The following is a 16,648-nucleotide window of genomic DNA, read 5'->3' on the forward strand; positions in this document are numbered from 1 at the left end:
TCTCTTTTAAGAAATGAACAGATTTATTAGTTTAATCCATGTTTCCAATTTTGTTACCATTCTCATACATATCGTTTGCGGTTGTTCCTTGATTCGGTCCGCTATCCTCTACCCATCCAAAACCAGGAAACCATACTTGTCCCTTACTATTTTTGTCTCCAGCCTTCGGTTCACTTTTTTCCTTCTTAGCTGGCTGTGAAACTTTTTTGCCGTTACTAGGAGAAGTAGATTTGTTCTTTTGAACAGTTGAGGTTTTCGGCTTCGGTTTCGGAGTTTCCGTAGGTTTTGGAGTTTTTTTAGGTGTAGTAATCGGAACCTCCACATGCTGTTCTTTAACTTCCGGCTGTAAAACAGGCATATCAGTAACTGTTGGCTGTTCCTTGATTTCAGGAACGACAACAGGAGGGGAAGAAGGCTTAGATGAAGGTGTAGGTTGCACGGACTCCTGTTTATTGAGGGTCTGCATATGATCTGCTGGTTGTTTTTTCGGTACATTAATGGTCACAGAGGTGGGAGCTTGGGTTGCCGGAATCTTGGATACGGGCTTAGGATCTTCTTTGTTCCAAGAGCCTATAATGAATACTGCTGATAGAAGGCATACGACCGATATTCCCGAGATCAAAATGATCCGTTTGGTCTTCGTCGAAGGCTTTGACACAGACGTTCATCTCCTTAAGGTTATTGAATGGGAAAGATCCATGTACACAATAGTTATACTTCTATTGTAATGTATAAATTTGTAAAAACCAATAAAACAAGCTCAGATAAGTGTGTCAAAACTTTGGCGTATAACCTGCCTTTACTGTCAAACTGGATTTCATCGGCGGTAGAGCATTCCAGCCAAAGGACAAGGGAACCTCAAGTGTAATTGTCGCTTCAGCCTCAAATTTAGGAACGGCACTGGGAGAAGCGGGGGCAAAGGGAGCATTGTGAACGGTGATGCGAAGATATGACACTGAATATTCCTTTTCCGTACCGGCATATTTTATATGTTCGTTACCTTCCTCGGAAAGCCCCAGTGTTTGATCCAGCCGCGAGAATACATCCCCGGTGCTTACCTGTTCTTCCCACATATCCGCTGGGCTTAAGATATAGCCCCCAGAATACCCCTCTCGCAGCCCATTGTAAACTTTCGCATAGTTTTCCGTGGATACGGCGAGGATGGAGCTTTGTACCGCATCACGCACACCGGATGCGATGATAACTAAACGCATATATTCAAAAATGACGCAGGATATCATCAAGATCGCCAATACCGCTGCAATGGCCAGTGGAAACCCATTACCGTAATTATTGCGAATGTGCTTCATTTCCAATACACCTCTGACTTCCCTGTAGCCTTGGCGATCAGATCAATGGGGAAGGAAGCAAAGTCTCCAAATAGTCCGATATTTACTGTCGATTGCAAGGTCACAGTGACTTCTTCATCGATTTGCAGGTTTCCCGCCCTAGACCAGGAGATGATTGGATTTATCCCTGTCTGACTTTTTAGCTGCAGAGCCCGGCTGTTAACTTCGGTGTCTACTCTGCCACAGATTTCAGCTTCCCGCACAAGCTCGTTGGCAAAATGGTCCAACTGATTTTTAGCGATAAACACGGGAAACACTTTGACCGTCAAAGCGATTCCGAGCATGACAACCAGCACAAGCACCACAACATCGATATAGCCTTCGCCTCGTTTGCTTCGTAGAACAGGCAACATCTGCGTTCCTCCCTTCAAAACAGATTACCAAGGGCCTTCATGATTTCCATGCCGATAATGACCAGATACATGAGTAGAAAGCAGCCCAGCATGTAAAAGGAATATTTACGGATTTTGCCCGGGCGCTTCATGGCAATGAGCTTGAGCCGCTGGATTTCCAGCAGCTTAAAATCATGGGCCAGCATTTCAAAATAAACCGTTTCCTGGTCACCCCGCTGGACGGCCAGCAAGCCACGGACAATATCTGACAGCATGGTGCTGCTCATTCGGGTCTCCAGGCGGGTCAAAGCTGTTTCATGATTGCCGCTTTTCATATCGGCTATCGTAATTTCAAGCTCGCTGGCCAGGCTTGCTCCAGCATTTTTACGGTATGTTTCCAAAATCAGCAGGACATCCCGCGTGGCTTTTAACTCTTGAGCAATGGTGGAGGCAAAGCGCGGCAGCTCATATTCAATTTGTTCCCGTTTCTTTTTTAGGGTCTGGTCGGCAGCCTGTATCTCTTTGAAGAACACACCTATCGAAAGCAGAAGGAGTAGCGGCGAAAGCAAGGGAATGAGCAGCAGGCAAGGGATGATAGTTAGCGCAAGGAGGCCGGACTTCACAACGGCCTGAGCATAATACGTCGCGGGACTCAGTGGGATTTCAGCGGATTTTAGCATAGCCGCTGTCTTTCGTTGTTTGTAATCACTGAGTTTTATCCATGGAGTCAGACGGGAGGCTAATTCGGTAATCAGTGCTTCCAGCGGTTGTTTTTTTCGCTTCGAATATTTGGCGGCTTGCATGACTGTGCGTGACGCAGCTAATGAGGGCAGCTTGAGCCACTCCGCAGTAAGAAAATAAGCTCCGGCTGCGAACAGCAAGCCGAAGCTCAACAAAATACCATACACAGACTTACCTCCTTTATCGTTCATATTCATCCCGTTCCGTGTCTTGCGGATAGCCGTCATCATAGGTCCAGTGGTTTTCAGCCACAGTATCCGGATAGAAACCGGGAATTTCGTTAACTCTCGCAGAACGGAGCGGGATGCTTTCATAGCAGATTTGTTTATCCGAAGGCTGCGGCATTTTTTGCAGTTGGGCCATTGAAGCATAGGTTCCGTTTGCGATAATGAAATGATCCAATACCGAAATATGCAGTGGATCGAAGATGGAAACGAGACGCTCAGTCAAAATCAGGTCTTCCATACTCGGCTTGAGGGAACCGCCGGGGTGGTTATGGGCCATAATAATGGATGCACAGTCGCAATTTAAAGCGGCTTTTAAGACTTCGCGGGGATAAACCTGCGCCATATCGACACTTCCCTCGCTCATCACACGTGCCTCAATTAAGTGATTCCCATTGTCTAAGAAGGCTACCATAAATTTTTCCTTATCCTTTACCCGGCCAAGCTGAGCGGAAAAGAAAGCTCCGGCGATGTCTGCTGACTTAAAGGGGACTTTTCCTTGGCTTTCTTCCAGTTTGAGCAGTTTGTAGGCTACGAGAAATTGATTGAGCGATTGAAGTTTTTCAAGCTGCCGGGGAGTGGTTTCGATCACATGGGGATGCTCCAGCAGGTTGAACAGATTATGCTCCTTGGCATAGTGTTGAAGCTTTCGTTCAGACATTCCAGTCAGAGCGGATAGGCCTTGAATAAAGCTGGATACACGGCTCGGGTCATAGGTAGGAGTCATGGGGAGGTTCCTTGTCTGATTGATCAACATCCAGTGTCTTCTGATCTTCCGTAGGTGTCAATTCCTCTTTTCCGTACAGGACAAGCCGTACGGCTTGAAGCTGGGTAAGTGTATCCGGGGGGAAGTCCAATTCTTCCAAGCGTTGAAAAAAACCTCTTGTTCCGTATTTCTCCAAACCCTGCTGAATTTGAGCGGGAATCGGCAGGGTGGGAAACAGCAGCTTTTCAAGAAGCAAGGCGGTTTGTTTCAGACTGTTTGGCTCTAAGGGAGACTCTGGCATAATGATTCCTCCTAGTGAAATGTAAGCTTCATCGCTGATATTCAATCGGGCGAGTTAAACGAATGACGGCGGCGAGGGAAATCAAGATCGTCAAGGCGCAGATCGCCAGAATAGATTTACCCGTTGCGGTATAGACCAGGGTATGAAACCAATCCTTGTTAAGAAAATACATGAGCGGAATATTGCCGATCAGGAGAAGTGCCATCGTAATAAATTCTTTGAGCGGTTCGTAGAGTAAATAGTCCAGTTCCGCTGAAACCACCCGCATATCGGATAGTTTGGAGATGATCGGGGTAAGGGTAGTCTTGAGGGTGACGTCCTCCTGGCAAGCAATCACCGCATCACACCATTCCTGAAAGACAGTATTGGAAATTCGGTTCTTCAGCTCAGTCAAGGCTTGTTGCAGATTGGAGTTAATCAGCTTGGACTTAGCCAGAAAGGACTGAAATACATCCACTACGGGAGGATGCAGATAGCTGACATTTTCCTCTACAGCAGAAATAATGCTCTCGCTGCGTAAGTAGGAAGTCGTAATCACTGACAAAGCAGTTTCCAGTTCCGCATTCAGCCGCTTTTTGTAAAAACTTGCGCTAAACAGAACCATCCAAAAGGGCAGCAAAGCCATTCCTCCCGCCAACACCGGCAGCATAAACCAGTTATTCAATAGAAGCGAGAGCAGCGCTCCCACAATGAAGAGAGTAAGCGAACAGAAGCAAAGCCTGCCAAAAGCTTCTTTTCTGCCTGTTTGCTCTAGCATCATTCGAACCTCATGAATGGTGAGCCGGATGCCCTTCATCTTTTTGGGATGCTGTACTTGATGTGTTCGTTTTCGCAGAGAAGGCTCTCGAAAGTGTAATCTTGGGGTGAGACGAGTCAACGTATGAATCATCGCAGCAGGCGATAAACGGAATACAAGAAAGAACCCGGAAGCAAGTCCGATAAAGGCAACGATCAGCAGTAGGGTCATGAAGCATCCCCCCCGATCAACGGTTGCAACAGGCTTAACGGCATCCCGTTTTCCAGTAACCGTTTTTGCAAGTTTGCCGAGATACTTTGAACTTTCTCGTAAGTCCCGGTAATCTGAATTTTTCCATCTGCTACAGTGTTGAAAGAAACGGCATAACGAAAGAGCGTACGAATCTCTCTGCTGCCATCGGGTAAAATCTCGCACTCCGTCACTTCCATGACCTTGCGAGAGTTATCCTCCAGCTTTTTCACGAACATGACAATCGGAAAGGCTTCGGTGACGAGGTTGTACAGAGTGTTGTCGTTCATATCATATTTTTGCTTGCAAAGTGTGACCATCCGGTAGTAGGTTGCCAGGCATGAATTGGCGTGAGTCGTTGTAATGACTCCATGTCCGGTGCGGGCTGCTTCCTGAGCGGCAAAGGCTTCTGATGATTTCATTTCCCCGACACAAATAATATCCGGGTTGGCAGTCAAGGCATATTCCAGCAGCTTCTCCTGGTCAATATTTTGCCTACCATCTTCGCTGTATCGGGTTACGGTATGGACGACATTGTTCTGCACCTGTCCGTGCTCATCTTCCACTACGAGGTCAAACTCACGTGTGCCGTTTTCAATGGTGAAAATCCGCTTGTCGTAAGGAATGGTTGATAATAGCCAACTCATCAAGGTCGTTTTTCCGCTGCCTGTAGCTCCGGTCACGCAGATCGATAAGCCGTAACGCAGACAAAGGCTCAGGAAATCCAGCATTTCCGCTGTAGCCGTTCCATTGCGGACAAAATCCTGTTTGTTCAACTTTTGTGGGTTGATGATCCGAATGGATGCAGCCACGCCTTTGTCCGGATCGGTAATCGGTACACCAAAAACCGTGATGCGGATATTGTTCGCTAAATGACCTCGGACCATCGGCTGGGAGTGATCGAAAATCATACCCGATTTATGGAGCAGACGGCGTACCACATCGATAGCATGTTCCGGGGAGGCGAATTGTTCCGACGCCGGAAGGATGCGCCCATCCGTATACGTGATTTTCACATCCTTGTAGCCGTTGATATTGATCTCTTCCACATCACGGGAAAACAAATAGGGGGTTAAAAAAGAAAACTCGGCCATTTCCGCATACAACCGTTCAACCAATTCATCGAAGGAAAGGCCCTCTACACTCAAGCGATAGTCCGTCAAATATTTACTGGTGTATGAAATGATTTGCTGCTTCTGTTCGTCGGCATTTTTAGCGATGAGTGTGGCGTATTTTCCCGAGAGATACTCTTGCACCTCTTTCAGCACGTCGGGGAACGGTTTCTGACGGTTATTGGCCTGAAAGAATAGCGATGCTCCTTTCATGATCGCACTCCTTTCCATTTATCTCTGAGGGAGGAGAGGAAGGGTTGCTTTTCTGTTTTTAGCGGGTTGTCCATAAAGCGCTCTGCGATGTTCTGAATGGTCGTTTGATAAGATCGGGTATCCTTTCCTTCGTAAGCATCCAGCAGCCGCGCCGAAAAAGATTGTTGTTCAAGCAAGGGCAGATAAGGCAGCAGATGATGAATACCGCCAAACACATTGCTGTACTGCACACTGTCCTGGCCCGCTTTTACGTTGGAGAGAAGATGCAGATGATTTTCGGTATGAAAGCGGGAGTCAGCCAGCAGTGGCAGATGTGAAGCAAAATACACCAGGCTTTTTAGGGTGCATTCATGCACCCTGAATACTTGATCCGCCACTTCGAGTGCAGCTACGGACAACGGATCGGATGACAGCAGACTGGAGCAATCCACAATGACGACATCTGCCAAGTGCCGCGCCAAGGTGAAGAAATCGACGGCTCGTTCCTTGGCATAGCTGGCATAGCTAAACGCGTTATCGCCGTGAACATAGCCGATCAATGCCAGATGGGCAAAAGGTTTGCAAGGAATGAGATGCTGTAAAATGGTTTCCTGCGATAAGGAGGGGAGGCTCAGTAATCGACCTAATGACTTTTCTTTGGAGTTTGCATCCGTCAGCAGGGTAGGAACGGCAGGGCAGACGGCATCACAGAAAACGACCAGAACATTGATTTTTTGAGACGCGAATTCCCGCGCCAGTTTGATGGATGTTATCGTCTTTCCGCTGCACGGACTGCCCCATACGGCAATAATCTGATGCTTATTCATGATCAGTCTCCTTGTCTAAAAGAGCTTTTTGAGCGAGGTATTGATCCTGCTTGGCGACAAATGCTTGTGCTGTAGCTTGATCTCCCCGATAGACCAGAACGGCATGAAGCTGACCTTTAATCTCCATATCGGCTAGAAGTTGCGCCTGGTCGAGCTGCACCAACAGCGTAAGTGTGGAGGGCAGTTCTTGTTTGTCTTCGTCTGCTGATGGGGCGCTTAAGTTTGTTTCCTTATCTGCACCACTTCCTGTCGTTGCGGCTAGCACTTCCACATATTGCAGCTCAGGCGGTAGACTGGTTGTTTTCATTTCACCGTAATCGGAAGCAATCAGGGTGATAATATCCCCGGCTTGCAGCTTGCCCGACAATCCGGCCGCAAAGCTTTTGATCGTAATGGACATCGCCTGTTTGGTTCCGTCCAGACGGCTTAGATAAGAAAATTCAGTAGGAGAAGTGGCGGATAATTTGCTCGAAAGAATGTAGTCGCCTTTTTGCAACGTAGCTTCGGCATATTTGCCGATGGCTGCATCCAACGTTGTCACGACATTGGAGGGTAAGTTATAGGCCCCAACTTGAGCGATTTCCAGCTTGTCCTTGGTAATCTGCTCCCCTTGTGCAATTTCTTTTGTGACTCTGACGATTTTTGTCTGCGCCCGTAGTGATTGATTAAAGAGTGGGGTTAAGCCGAAGCAAATCAGGAGGGAGAGGATGATGCAGCCTATTCCCAGAACGGTACGGTTTTTGAACCAATGCAAATGACATTCCTCCTAGTTAAGATGAATGATCCAAAAAGCAACAATGCCGCCTACGGCCAAAAAAGGCGCAAGCGGCATTGCAAGGTTTTTTGTACTTTTGAAGCCGGATATAAAGTGCAATACTATGGAGGCGATTAGGGTCAGTGACAGTCCAATGATGGTTTGCAGTATTCCGCCACTGACCCCTAACATAAAGCCGCAAGCGGCCATAAGCTTGACGTCGCCACCGCCAATCTTCCCATTAGATAATACCGCAGCTACGTAAAAGGGGAAGCTGGCCACGAACATTCCCAATATTGCCGGGAGAAAGGAGATGTTAATGAGGCCGACTCCTAGTATCCCCAAGGAGAGCCTATCGGGAATTTCCCGAGTCCGTAGATCTTGAAGGCTAGCCCATAATAGAAGGCCAGCAAACAGTATGCCTTTTAGCAAGAACATGGGAGACAAGCCTCCTTTATGGCTTGCAGGGCCATTCATCCATTGCACAGTACGGATACACTTTTTGTCCCTTGGCAAAACGGACCATATGCTTCATCTGATCCAGCACCGATAAATTCATGCGGTCCTTGGTGGTCATCATCACCGAAGCCGAAACGCCGACCAGAAAAGTAACGATGGTGAGCGAGACGCTTGCTCCGATCAACCACAGCAATAAGGCGATACCTCCCGTTCCCAGGGAGCCGATCACCGATTGAATAAGCTGTTTTTTGCCGAAGCCGGGAAACAACTCGCTTTCTGTCTTCACCCCCATAGGGATATAGAGGGTATGAGTGTCTTGTTCCATGAAATCACCTCCTTCACACGGTTAGCGATAATAAAACATAATGATGTCTTTGATCTGCCATATGCTCTCGGCCAGAGTATAAAAGAGGATGACATTTCGGGTCCGCTTTTTATACTGTGTAGCTTCTTCATCGGCACCCGACAAGCGAACCATACAATAGACAAATCGGGCAACACAACCCAAACGAATCAATAGGATGAGGGCCTGAGCAAGATCATCGAGTGTAGACAGTGGACTCACCCCGTTTTCGTCATCATTTTGCGGGCCATGCTCACCAACCGGACAGAATGATAGACATTGTTGACCACTCCACCACCGCCACCTGTGGTAATGAGGAAATCGGACAGGAAGCGTGGAGTACGTATGGCTAGTGTCATACAAGCTACACCCCAGAAGATGTGCATGTTGAGCATCAGACCTACGCCAAGTTTAGCTAGGGCAATTTGCACGACAACCGCTAACGTCGATTGGAAAAATTTTTGCGAATAGGCTCTGAACACACCCTTGTCATTATCCAGTAGTCCAACACAGGCCAGTGGAACGCCAATACGTAAAATCAAAATCTCCAGTCCACGCATTAAAAATTGAAAATAAAGAATGAAATAGCAAACGATAAAGATCAAGCCGAAAATAGCGGTGACCAACCCCAAAGAACTGATGCCTTCCACCCAAGCGTTCCAGTCATAGTTGGTGGATTGTCCAAGTACGACCAGTAGTTCGTCTGTCAGTTCCTCGATAATTTTTCCGAGCCAAAGGTATAGGGTAGGAAAGCAAATGGCGACCGCCATCGCTTTAAAGAAGTTGGTAAGCAGCGAAAGCGGTTCTTCATCAGGGTCGCCATCTGACCACATCACATAGATCTCAAAGCCTTTTTTCAGAAATTTCAGGATGATGATCGAAACTCCAAATCCGAATAGAACGTCAAACAGGGAATCGGCGATATTACCGCCTGTTAGAGCGGTCATGGAGCGTTCGGCATACAGGGTCATCGGAATAATGTCTTGGAGCAGCGTATCAATATACATCAGCGCTCCATTCAGGACAGCAACGATGAGCAAGACGAGAATGGCTTCCACCGGAACCTCCTTTCTGCGGGAACAACACATAAATAAGCTTGTTGTTCCCGCTAAAGGGTACGTTTAGCGTTACCCTTTGTAGTTGAACATGTCCTTGATCCGCTGCGTTAAGGTAGGCAGAATGGTGTCACTAAACAGTAAATACAAACCTCCAAGTACCAAAGCCCCAATCACGACCGCCATCAAAATTTTAACTGCGGTGTCCACAAAACCTTCACCACGGCGATTCGTCCAAACGGCTCCTGCCTGTACCATACCTTGTTTCGAATGTTTCATTACTGTGTTCAGCCATGTTTTCATAAACGTGATTCCTCCTGAAATATGTGATAATTAATGCAAAAAGCGACTGGAAATACCGAGTATTTACTTGTAATAGCCGATGATGATATTGAGTGTGGCCGAACCGAGTACCGCACCAATACAAGACACAATGGCAACGACAATGCGGTTGTTCCATTTTTTCTGGTCCATTTCATCCGCGGCAGACCGCCGAATACAAAAATAGATAATGAGTAAGCCCGCGACAACCGGCGCAAGTATCATCAGCCAGGTGGTTACATCCCCAATCAGCTTCTCGGTTCCCTTGACCAGTTTGCTGCCTTGAACACCGGACGCATAAGCCGATTGACTCAGCAGCAAGCTTGTGATGAACGTGAAACAAACCATTTTGCTGTAGCAAATGGCTTTGCGGATTCGTTCTGTTAGTTTCATCATGTTTTCTTACAACCTCCTAATCCAAGTCAGAATCAGGGCCAAAAAAGCCATTACCGCCGCCGGCTGCTTGTTGCCTTTTTTCCTCCATTTGTCTGGCAATGTCTTTCTGATAATAGATCCAAATGTTCCATAGCTTCACCTCCCTCGACGTATCGGTTAAGATCATTCGTTTTCGTTCCCGTTCCTCACGAACCAAGCGGTTATGCTCTTTGTCTCCCAGCCCCAGCATCGCATTAAACGCCCACTGGCTTAGATCAGGGGAGTTCATCATCGCTGGATGGGTACGGGAGATGATGATTTGATAGGGCCGGGATACGCGGCGAACTTCATCTACCGTGAGCAATTTGCGTTCCATCAGGCTTAGGCTGTGTGAGGTGCTGGGTGTAGAATATTTGCCATGGGAAGCAGAAAGTTGATAACTGGAGGTCGTATAGGTTCCGAGTTTTTCGCTAATCTCGCGCAAGGTTTCCAGATCGTCGGCCTGCAGATAAATCCAGGTTTGGCAGTTCGATTTGATCGTACTGGCCGCGTGATCGTCATACTTTTCCTTCAATTGCTCAAAGCTTTGCAGGAACAGATTGAACCGCATCCCCCGCCCGCCACCTACCGTCAATTTGTTGGTGAAATCGGCAATGGGAGTGAAGTTCCCAAACTCATCCAAAATGAAGTTTACCCGCTGCTTTAATCTGCCGCCGCGCTTGTCCGCCTCTGAGGTAAGAATTTCGTATAACTGTGAAACCATCAGGGAAGCGACAGGGTAGAAGGTGGTTTTCTCATCCGGGAGAATGATAAAAAGCGCCTGTTTCTTTTCGCCCAGTTCAGCTAAAGAAAAGTCGCTTTTGTGTGTAATAGCATAGATGGACTTGGAGGTGAACAGCCGCAAGGTAGTCAAGGCTGAGGTATAGAAGCTCCCCTTAGTCCGTGATGGAGCAATATCCGAAATGCTAAGCAACGCCCTTGCAGGATGGGAGGGGGGAAGGCGCTTCACGTATTCCTGCATCGGTGTTTTGTTTCCGATGGGCCGGTTCATCTCCGCAAGAAACCAGTAAGCATTGGTCATATTCTGGTATTCGGGCCGTTTGGCATTATCCCAAACGACACTCAGAATCGTAGCAGCAATGACGGACATTTCACCGTTCGTCCATATCTTTTCCCCTTGAGATTTTCCTACCAGCACACTGGTCATATCCCAAGCCAACATTTCCGCTTGCTCCTGATTACCATTGTTTACAGCATCAATGATCGGCTGAAGCAGATTGTAGTGATGGCTTTTTTCTGGTGTGCGAAAATCAAGTACGTACACCTCATAGCCCAGCTTTTGCAAAAATTCGTTCGTGTAGTGAAACAACTCGGCTTTCGGATCGGACACGACGAGTGATTCCCCCACCAGCCCCAGCGTGCAGATGGATTGCAGCACGACAGTACGAGACTTGCCACTGCGGGTGGCCCCCAGGCACAGGGAATGAACATCATCTTGGATGCAGTAAATGCGTTCTTTCCCGAGCAGTTTATCCATCCCTAGTACAATCCCGCCTTGCGAGAAGGGCGGAGGGAGTTCCTTGATCGGAACATCAGTCTTCGGGATATTTTTCGGGTGCAGCTTCAAGTGGAGAACCCTCCTTATCGTTGTTTAAAAACTCCAGGTCATCATAACCGGTAGCGATCAGTTCTTGAATCAGTGGATACTTAACATCCAGATACAGATGGTCGAATGCGGTTTGTTTTTCTGATTCTGTAAGCCATCTGGATGAACCATGCTGGTGCTGACCTACGGGGACAGGGGTTTCGATATGCGGCGTAATGTGGACCAGCTCACTTTGATACGGACGATTATTCGTGAAAAAGTACATTAGGGACACGACTCCGATTAGCCCTTGCAGGCATAAAAAAAGCAGCATATGCTGCTTGCTGGCGATCAAGCTTGAGGTGCATTCTCCTAAGGAAATGAAGGCAAGCATATGCGATTTGCCTGATAGCATGTAATGCAGGGCTGTGGTAAAGAACAGATTGAAAACCGCTCCAAGGATAAACAGCAGCACGCAAATGAGGATTTTGGGCTTCCTTTTCACAACTCGTAGTCTCCGCTTGGCTCATAGAAATCATCTACAAGTGGCTTCACTTCAAACGGCAGGGGATATTCAGCGACCTGTCTGGGAGGGAGTGGATGGCCCAGTTCCAGTTCCAACTGAGTTTGCAAAAACAGCCCTTTGGGAGCAGGCTGATCTTGAATCTGTCCCCATTCGTCCACATGGCGGTTATGAAAATTAACGTACTCGGGGAAATCCTCGTATAAGGTGTGGATCAGACTATCCTCGTCAATAATCAGGTTCAGCACTTGAGGGTGAGAGGCAGACAGTTCATAGACCGGAATAGCACAGTGGGTATCCAGTGTATAAAACAGATATTCACCTTCTGTTACAGCTTGTTTCCGCGCCATTTCGGATAAACAGAGGTCGGCAACGGTCTGATGAACAGCAAGGGCTGACTTTCCTTCACTCTGAACAAGGCCAATTCCATTGTGAATAGAAGTGGTCTTGGTAAGATCCCCCCAAGGCCCGGTTTGCGGCGGTTCCATGGTTCCAAAATATTCGGGGACGAAAAATTTTCCTTCTTTCTGCAATTGTTCTGGCGTTCCGTATTTCTCTTTGAAGTCGGGGTCTGTGACCAAATCTTTTTGCAGCAGTTCATAAGCCGGAACCATACTCTTTTGCTCATCCTCGTAATGCAAATAGCCATCTTTTTCTTCACCAAGGGCAATGGCTTCTGGACTCAAGATTTTCTCTGCTTGTTCCGTAGGAATGATAATTCCTTTTTGATATTCGGCCACGATTTCATAGACCTGGAGTGCAATTTCTGCGCACGTAATGATATTGCCCCATAGGGAGCTTTCGGGGTGTCCGCTTGGCAAGGTGAATCCCTCCTAACTGTTTGGCATGAGCAAAGCAGGTTGCTTATGCTAATCCCCGATTTCAGCAGCCTCATCCACCAATTCATCCTGGGAAAATTCCTGTTCATAATCCAGTTGGATATCCCTTTCCTCTAGCACAGGTAACAGTTCCTCCAGCCGCTCAATCATCGCTGCGACCAGTTCAAATTGATCGACGGTTTTATCGTTAGGGGTAATCATGAATTTGACCATCTCGGAATGGATGAGCATTAGCTCCGACTCACTGAACAGCATTTTTTCATCGACCAGTCCGCTGCGGACCGCGAAATTTTGCAGCGCTTCTTCCTTATTGTAAAAATACTGTCTTTGTATGGGGGTTCCGTTTTCAGGTGAAAGCCGGTACGTGGAGAACACGTATTCAAACATCGGGTGATGCTTGCAGGCCAGAATCACATCGTTGTATTCGCTCAGTTTGTAGACGCCATTGGCAATTTTCGGGTCTTTATCGGTATATGGTTTCTCTACGCAAATCCCAGCCTGCAGGGCGGTTTGTTTAGCCAACTCATGAATGCTCCCCATCAGCCTTTCCGGTACGCCGACAAACGGATTTTTTTCGATGGCATCCATTCGGGTGTAAAAGGCGACCAGTTGGTTTTTGTAATATAAATCGGCCAAGTAATCGGCAGAAGTGGAGCGTTTGACTTCAAAGCCCTGTTTAGCCAAGGCTTCGAAAAATTTCTTGTAAAACTCGCTTTTGCTTTTCATATTTACCCGCTCCTTGTATAGAGTGGTTCGAACGAATTACCGCTCCCAATCTCGTTCGGAGTCGGTAGTAGCTTCCTGAACAGATTCGGAAGTTGGAGTTGGAGCCATAGCTTCGATTTTGTGAATCAGCCGATCCATGTCCTGCTTCTCCCCGAAACCAAGTTTGGAATCGTGGATACTGCGATAGAGCAGGGTGGAGTAAAGGACAATTAGCCGCTCCTTGTTGAACAGTCTTCTATGTTCCAAGAGACCACTGCGTTGAATAAAATCATCTTTGGCTTTTTCATACTCATTTCGATCAAAGTAATGCCCAAATGCAAGTCCGGTTTGATCTCCATTCATTTGCCAAGTCACAAAGCGAAATTGACCGTCTCCCTCATAGCGCCCGGCTAATACGTGTTGAATGTATTGCAGCATGTTTCGGTAACTGCTTACACTAGCGATTTGAAGCTAAGGAGCCTGGCGATAAGCGTTTTCCATCTCCCATATGTTGGCGACGATGGCGGGAATCCGCCCGGCGAGCAAAGACTGTTGATGGGCAGGGTACTGAATTTCACCGTGATCTTGAATAAAGACAATGGGCTGATTGTTCTGAAGCACGGAGAGGGAAGAAGGTGTATCTTTTTCAATCTCCAGCCCTAAGCTCGATAGCTCTACCCTTAGCACTTCCTCCAACCGTTCATTGATTTCCATGAGCAGGACGCTCCTTGGGTGAAGTCGGATTTTCTTGCGGTGTGCTGGGCTTAGGTTTGGGCCTCTTTTTTTCACTGGATGAGCGCGTAGGGTTGCGTGGCGTTTGCCGCATCATCCGTTCAAAGGTCTGATGTTTTCCATCTGTAAATAGCATGGGCAGATTCCTTTCATGAAGGTGAAATAAAAAAAACGCGCTTAGCGTGTTCATCTCGGGAGCTTATCGCTCCATTCCTTGATCCCGGTGTTTTAAAAACCATTCTTTTTTGGCTTGTTTGGACAATTCGCCACCCATGACTTTGACTTTGTCGTCATAATCCAGATTACCGTTCATGATGAGACTTTCCATCATATCAAGGAGGCCGATCATAAGCTGTTCCGCCAGATAACGTTGCTGGGAGATTCGGGATTGTCCGAATGGTGCTTCTTTTTCCAGCTTGATTAGAGTGCGGATGGTTGCCAATAAACGATTGGCAATTCGCTTTTCCGCTTCGGCCTGATATTTTTCACGGTGCTTTTGAATGTGTTCTGGATCGGTATCATATAGCATGGCGATCTGGAGTTTGACTTGAACATAATCTTCAACCATTTGCGCTAAATATGGATTTCCTTTGATGAGGTCCTGTACCAGCTCATCCAGCAAGGACTTCACAGCAGGAGGGAGCAGTTGATAGGCCAGCCGTCCGGTTTTGGGCATGTTGACCCGAAGCCGCATCAGTTTCTCGGTAAGTGCCGACACATCCGACGGCTTGTACAGATGGTGTTTTGGCATCAGATGAAGGGAATCTTCGTCCCCATGGTTAAAGCGATTTTGAAATGCTTTGAAGGACTTGGGATCAAGTCTTTTGATATACGTCTCAAATTCATCCAGCAGTTGATCTGTGACTTCGGTGATGCCGGATTTGGCTTGATCCCGCAGGACGCAAAATTGTTTGATCTTATAGGCAAAAGTCTCTCGGATAAGCTGTTTGCGGATACGATTAGGAATCTGGGGATGGGTGAAATTCTTCATGATTTGTTGCTGTCGATCCCAAAAGACGACATGGATATGGGGATGATCTTTCTCATTATGAAAAGCTGCCGCCCAGCAGAGGTCTTGCATTTTGATTTGATTTTGGGCCGCGATGGTGGAGATGTGCTGCTCAATATACTGTTGCCAAGCCTTTTGATCGGTAAGTTCCAATTCCGCCGCGGTGTCCCGCCTGAGTGAAATGACACTACGGTACATGTTCTTTTTCTGTTGTGAAATCTCTCTGGCCACCCGACCAACTTCCTGCCAGGAAGCAAACTCTTGCAAGTCGCCAGGATGGAGCTTACCGAACAGCCCGTGATTCATCCCTTCATTCTTAGCTGCACCAGGGCGGGTGGCGATGTAACCGATGTTGCAGTAATTGCTTTTGACGGTTTTGGGATGGTTGGGGTGGAAGAAACGCTGTTTATAGATCAGGATCGACATCGTCGGTGCCTCCACGTAAACGTTCAATGTTCTGCTCAAAAGCATCACCGGACAAGAACAGCTTCTCGGCATCGGTAAGCTTCATTTTGGTGTATTCCACCGCAAGCTGCCGCGCTTTCTTTTCAATTTCCCGAAAGGTAGTATAGCGGTTGGTATCGATGAGGTCGGCAATGATGGTAATGGTGGAGTAATAGGCCGCAGCGGACATGATGAGGTCTTTGCTGGCCAGTCCGGACAGCCGATTGCTTAACCCATCAATGGCTACTTTGATCTCCTGACGGATGATGGCGCTGATAAAATCAATCTTTTCGGTGTAGGCATCAACTGACATGCCTTTTTGAATAAAGGCACGAACAATATCCGCCATACTCAGATGCTTGCTCGCTGCATATTTCTTGAGGGATTCATATTGTGTCCTGGGCAATTTCACGCTGATTTGTTCTGTCTTTTCTTTACGTGCCAATGGCAGCGCCTCCCTGAAGGCATCCCACTAGCGACATTCGATTGTCGGGTGAAATCCCCCAAAAATGTCGGTGGAAGCTCTGCTTCCACGCGGTTTCTTTCGCAAAATGACATTTTGCTATTCCTGCCTTTACACCAAAAACAGAGGGTGGACCTCTCTGTTTTTGGCCCGGCAGTTGTTGTATCCGATGGGAATAAGGGAAAGACTGCATGATGGCTTCACTCCTTTTGATGATAAGCTAAAGCTATTTTACTGTAAGATTTCTCATGGAGTAGTCTAGAGATAACAGC

At 47.4% G+C, this 16,648-nt stretch carries 24 protein-coding genes; all 24 read right to left on the bottom strand.

Annotated elements, in window-relative coordinates:
* Positions 1–31: 31 nt before the first annotated feature.
* The 24 genes from ACWXW9_RS08215 to ACWXW9_RS08330 all read right to left on the bottom strand — a co-directional run bounded on the left by ACWXW9_RS08215 (position 32) and on the right by ACWXW9_RS08330 (position 16,358).
* On the bottom strand, positions 32–658 hold the full coding sequence (locus ACWXW9_RS08215) for a DUF6550 family protein (RefSeq protein WP_494929008.1): 627 nt from the start codon (positions 656–658) through the stop codon (positions 32–34).
* Positions 659–773: 115 nt separating this feature from the next.
* A complete protein-coding gene (locus ACWXW9_RS08220; RefSeq protein WP_494929009.1) occupies positions 774–1,310 on the bottom strand; it encodes a hypothetical protein in 537 nt (178 codons plus the stop codon).
* Positions 1,307–1,702, bottom strand: a complete 396-nt coding sequence (locus ACWXW9_RS08225; RefSeq protein WP_494929010.1) for a DUF4320 family protein — start codon at positions 1,700–1,702, stop codon at positions 1,307–1,309. Before ACWXW9_RS08225 ends, ACWXW9_RS08220 begins: the two co-directional genes overlap by 4 nt.
* A 14-nt stretch (positions 1,703–1,716) precedes the next feature.
* A complete protein-coding gene (locus ACWXW9_RS08230) occupies positions 1,717–2,589 on the bottom strand; it encodes a type II secretion system F family protein (RefSeq protein WP_494929011.1) in 873 nt (290 codons plus the stop codon).
* 13 nt (positions 2,590–2,602) lie between these two features.
* Positions 2,603–3,373 (bottom strand): JAB domain-containing protein, encoded by a 771-nt coding sequence (locus ACWXW9_RS08235; protein WP_494929012.1) that lies wholly within the window; start codon positions 3,371–3,373, stop codon positions 2,603–2,605.
* Positions 3,357–3,653 (bottom strand): hypothetical protein, encoded by a 297-nt coding sequence (locus tag ACWXW9_RS08240; protein WP_494929013.1) that lies wholly within the window; start codon positions 3,651–3,653, stop codon positions 3,357–3,359. The genes ACWXW9_RS08235 and ACWXW9_RS08240 overlap by 17 nt, the downstream gene beginning before the upstream one ends.
* Positions 3,654–3,681: 28 nt before the next feature.
* Positions 3,682–4,620 (bottom strand): hypothetical protein, encoded by a 939-nt coding sequence (locus tag ACWXW9_RS08245; protein ID WP_494929014.1) that lies wholly within the window; start codon positions 4,618–4,620, stop codon positions 3,682–3,684.
* Entirely contained in the window at positions 4,617–5,963 is a 1,347-nt protein-coding gene (locus ACWXW9_RS08250; protein WP_494929015.1) for an ATPase, T2SS/T4P/T4SS family, read from the bottom strand. The genes ACWXW9_RS08245 and ACWXW9_RS08250 overlap by 4 nt, the downstream gene beginning before the upstream one ends.
* The gene (locus tag ACWXW9_RS08255) at positions 5,960–6,769 is read right to left on the bottom strand and encodes a hypothetical protein (RefSeq protein WP_494929016.1); all 810 of its coding nucleotides are present in this window, start codon (positions 6,767–6,769) and stop codon (positions 5,960–5,962) included. Before ACWXW9_RS08255 ends, ACWXW9_RS08250 begins: the two co-directional genes overlap by 4 nt.
* Positions 6,762–7,523: a Flp pilus assembly protein CpaB gene (gene cpaB, locus ACWXW9_RS08260; protein ID WP_494929017.1), complete on the bottom strand. Its 762-nt coding sequence runs from the start codon at positions 7,521–7,523 to the stop codon at positions 6,762–6,764. Before cpaB ends, ACWXW9_RS08255 begins: the two co-directional genes overlap by 8 nt.
* A gap of 12 nt (positions 7,524–7,535) precedes the next feature.
* Entirely contained in the window at positions 7,536–8,000 is a 465-nt protein-coding gene (locus ACWXW9_RS08265; RefSeq protein ID WP_494929018.1) for a prepilin peptidase, read from the bottom strand.
* Positions 7,978–8,307 (bottom strand): hypothetical protein, encoded by a 330-nt coding sequence (locus ACWXW9_RS08270; protein ID WP_494929019.1) that lies wholly within the window; start codon positions 8,305–8,307, stop codon positions 7,978–7,980. The genes ACWXW9_RS08265 and ACWXW9_RS08270 overlap by 23 nt, the downstream gene beginning before the upstream one ends.
* 21 nt (positions 8,308–8,328) lie before the next feature.
* On the bottom strand, positions 8,329–8,547 hold the full coding sequence (locus ACWXW9_RS08275; protein WP_494929020.1) for a mercury transporter: 219 nt from the start codon (positions 8,545–8,547) through the stop codon (positions 8,329–8,331).
* Positions 8,544–9,383, bottom strand: a complete 840-nt coding sequence (locus ACWXW9_RS08280; RefSeq protein WP_494929021.1) for a conjugal transfer protein TrbL family protein — start codon at positions 9,381–9,383, stop codon at positions 8,544–8,546. The genes ACWXW9_RS08275 and ACWXW9_RS08280 overlap by 4 nt, the downstream gene beginning before the upstream one ends.
* Positions 9,384–9,452: 69 nt before the next feature.
* Positions 9,453–9,683, bottom strand: a complete 231-nt coding sequence (locus ACWXW9_RS08285) for a DUF6133 family protein (protein WP_494929022.1) — start codon at positions 9,681–9,683, stop codon at positions 9,453–9,455.
* A gap of 63 nt (positions 9,684–9,746) precedes the next feature.
* The gene (locus tag ACWXW9_RS08290) at positions 9,747–10,097 is read right to left on the bottom strand and encodes an Mbov_0395 family pilin-like conjugal transfer protein (RefSeq protein WP_494929023.1); all 351 of its coding nucleotides are present in this window, start codon (positions 10,095–10,097) and stop codon (positions 9,747–9,749) included.
* A gap of 16 nt (positions 10,098–10,113) precedes the next feature.
* Positions 10,114–11,703 (bottom strand): VirD4-like conjugal transfer protein, CD1115 family, encoded by a 1,590-nt coding sequence (locus tag ACWXW9_RS08295; RefSeq protein ID WP_494929024.1) that lies wholly within the window; start codon positions 11,701–11,703, stop codon positions 10,114–10,116.
* On the bottom strand, positions 11,669–12,166 hold the full coding sequence (locus ACWXW9_RS08300; protein ID WP_494929025.1) for a hypothetical protein: 498 nt from the start codon (positions 12,164–12,166) through the stop codon (positions 11,669–11,671). The genes ACWXW9_RS08295 and ACWXW9_RS08300 overlap by 35 nt, the downstream gene beginning before the upstream one ends.
* Complete coding sequence (locus ACWXW9_RS08305) at positions 12,163–13,005, bottom strand: hypothetical protein (RefSeq protein ID WP_494929026.1); 843 nt, start codon at positions 13,003–13,005, stop codon at positions 12,163–12,165. The genes ACWXW9_RS08300 and ACWXW9_RS08305 overlap by 4 nt, the downstream gene beginning before the upstream one ends.
* Before the next feature lie 48 nt (positions 13,006–13,053).
* The gene (locus ACWXW9_RS08310; RefSeq protein ID WP_494929027.1) at positions 13,054–13,749 is read right to left on the bottom strand and encodes a hypothetical protein; all 696 of its coding nucleotides are present in this window, start codon (positions 13,747–13,749) and stop codon (positions 13,054–13,056) included.
* A 36-nt stretch (positions 13,750–13,785) separates the two neighbouring features.
* Positions 13,786–14,166: a hypothetical protein gene (locus tag ACWXW9_RS08315; protein ID WP_494929028.1), complete on the bottom strand. Its 381-nt coding sequence runs from the start codon at positions 14,164–14,166 to the stop codon at positions 13,786–13,788.
* Between the two features lie 33 nt (positions 14,167–14,199).
* Positions 14,200–14,442 carry a hypothetical protein gene (locus tag ACWXW9_RS08320; protein ID WP_494929029.1) on the bottom strand — a complete coding sequence of 81 codons (243 nt, stop codon included), beginning with the start codon at positions 14,440–14,442 and terminating at the stop codon, positions 14,200–14,202.
* Between the two features lie 217 nt (positions 14,443–14,659).
* Complete coding sequence (gene mobP3, locus ACWXW9_RS08325) at positions 14,660–15,895, bottom strand: MobP3 family relaxase (RefSeq protein WP_494929030.1); 1,236 nt, start codon at positions 15,893–15,895, stop codon at positions 14,660–14,662.
* A complete protein-coding gene (locus tag ACWXW9_RS08330; protein ID WP_494929031.1) occupies positions 15,876–16,358 on the bottom strand; it encodes a hypothetical protein in 483 nt (160 codons plus the stop codon). The genes mobP3 and ACWXW9_RS08330 overlap by 20 nt, the downstream gene beginning before the upstream one ends.
* Positions 16,359–16,648 lie beyond the last annotated feature (290 nt).

Source organism: Paenibacillus sp. LT-B23, from assembly GCF_059417685.1.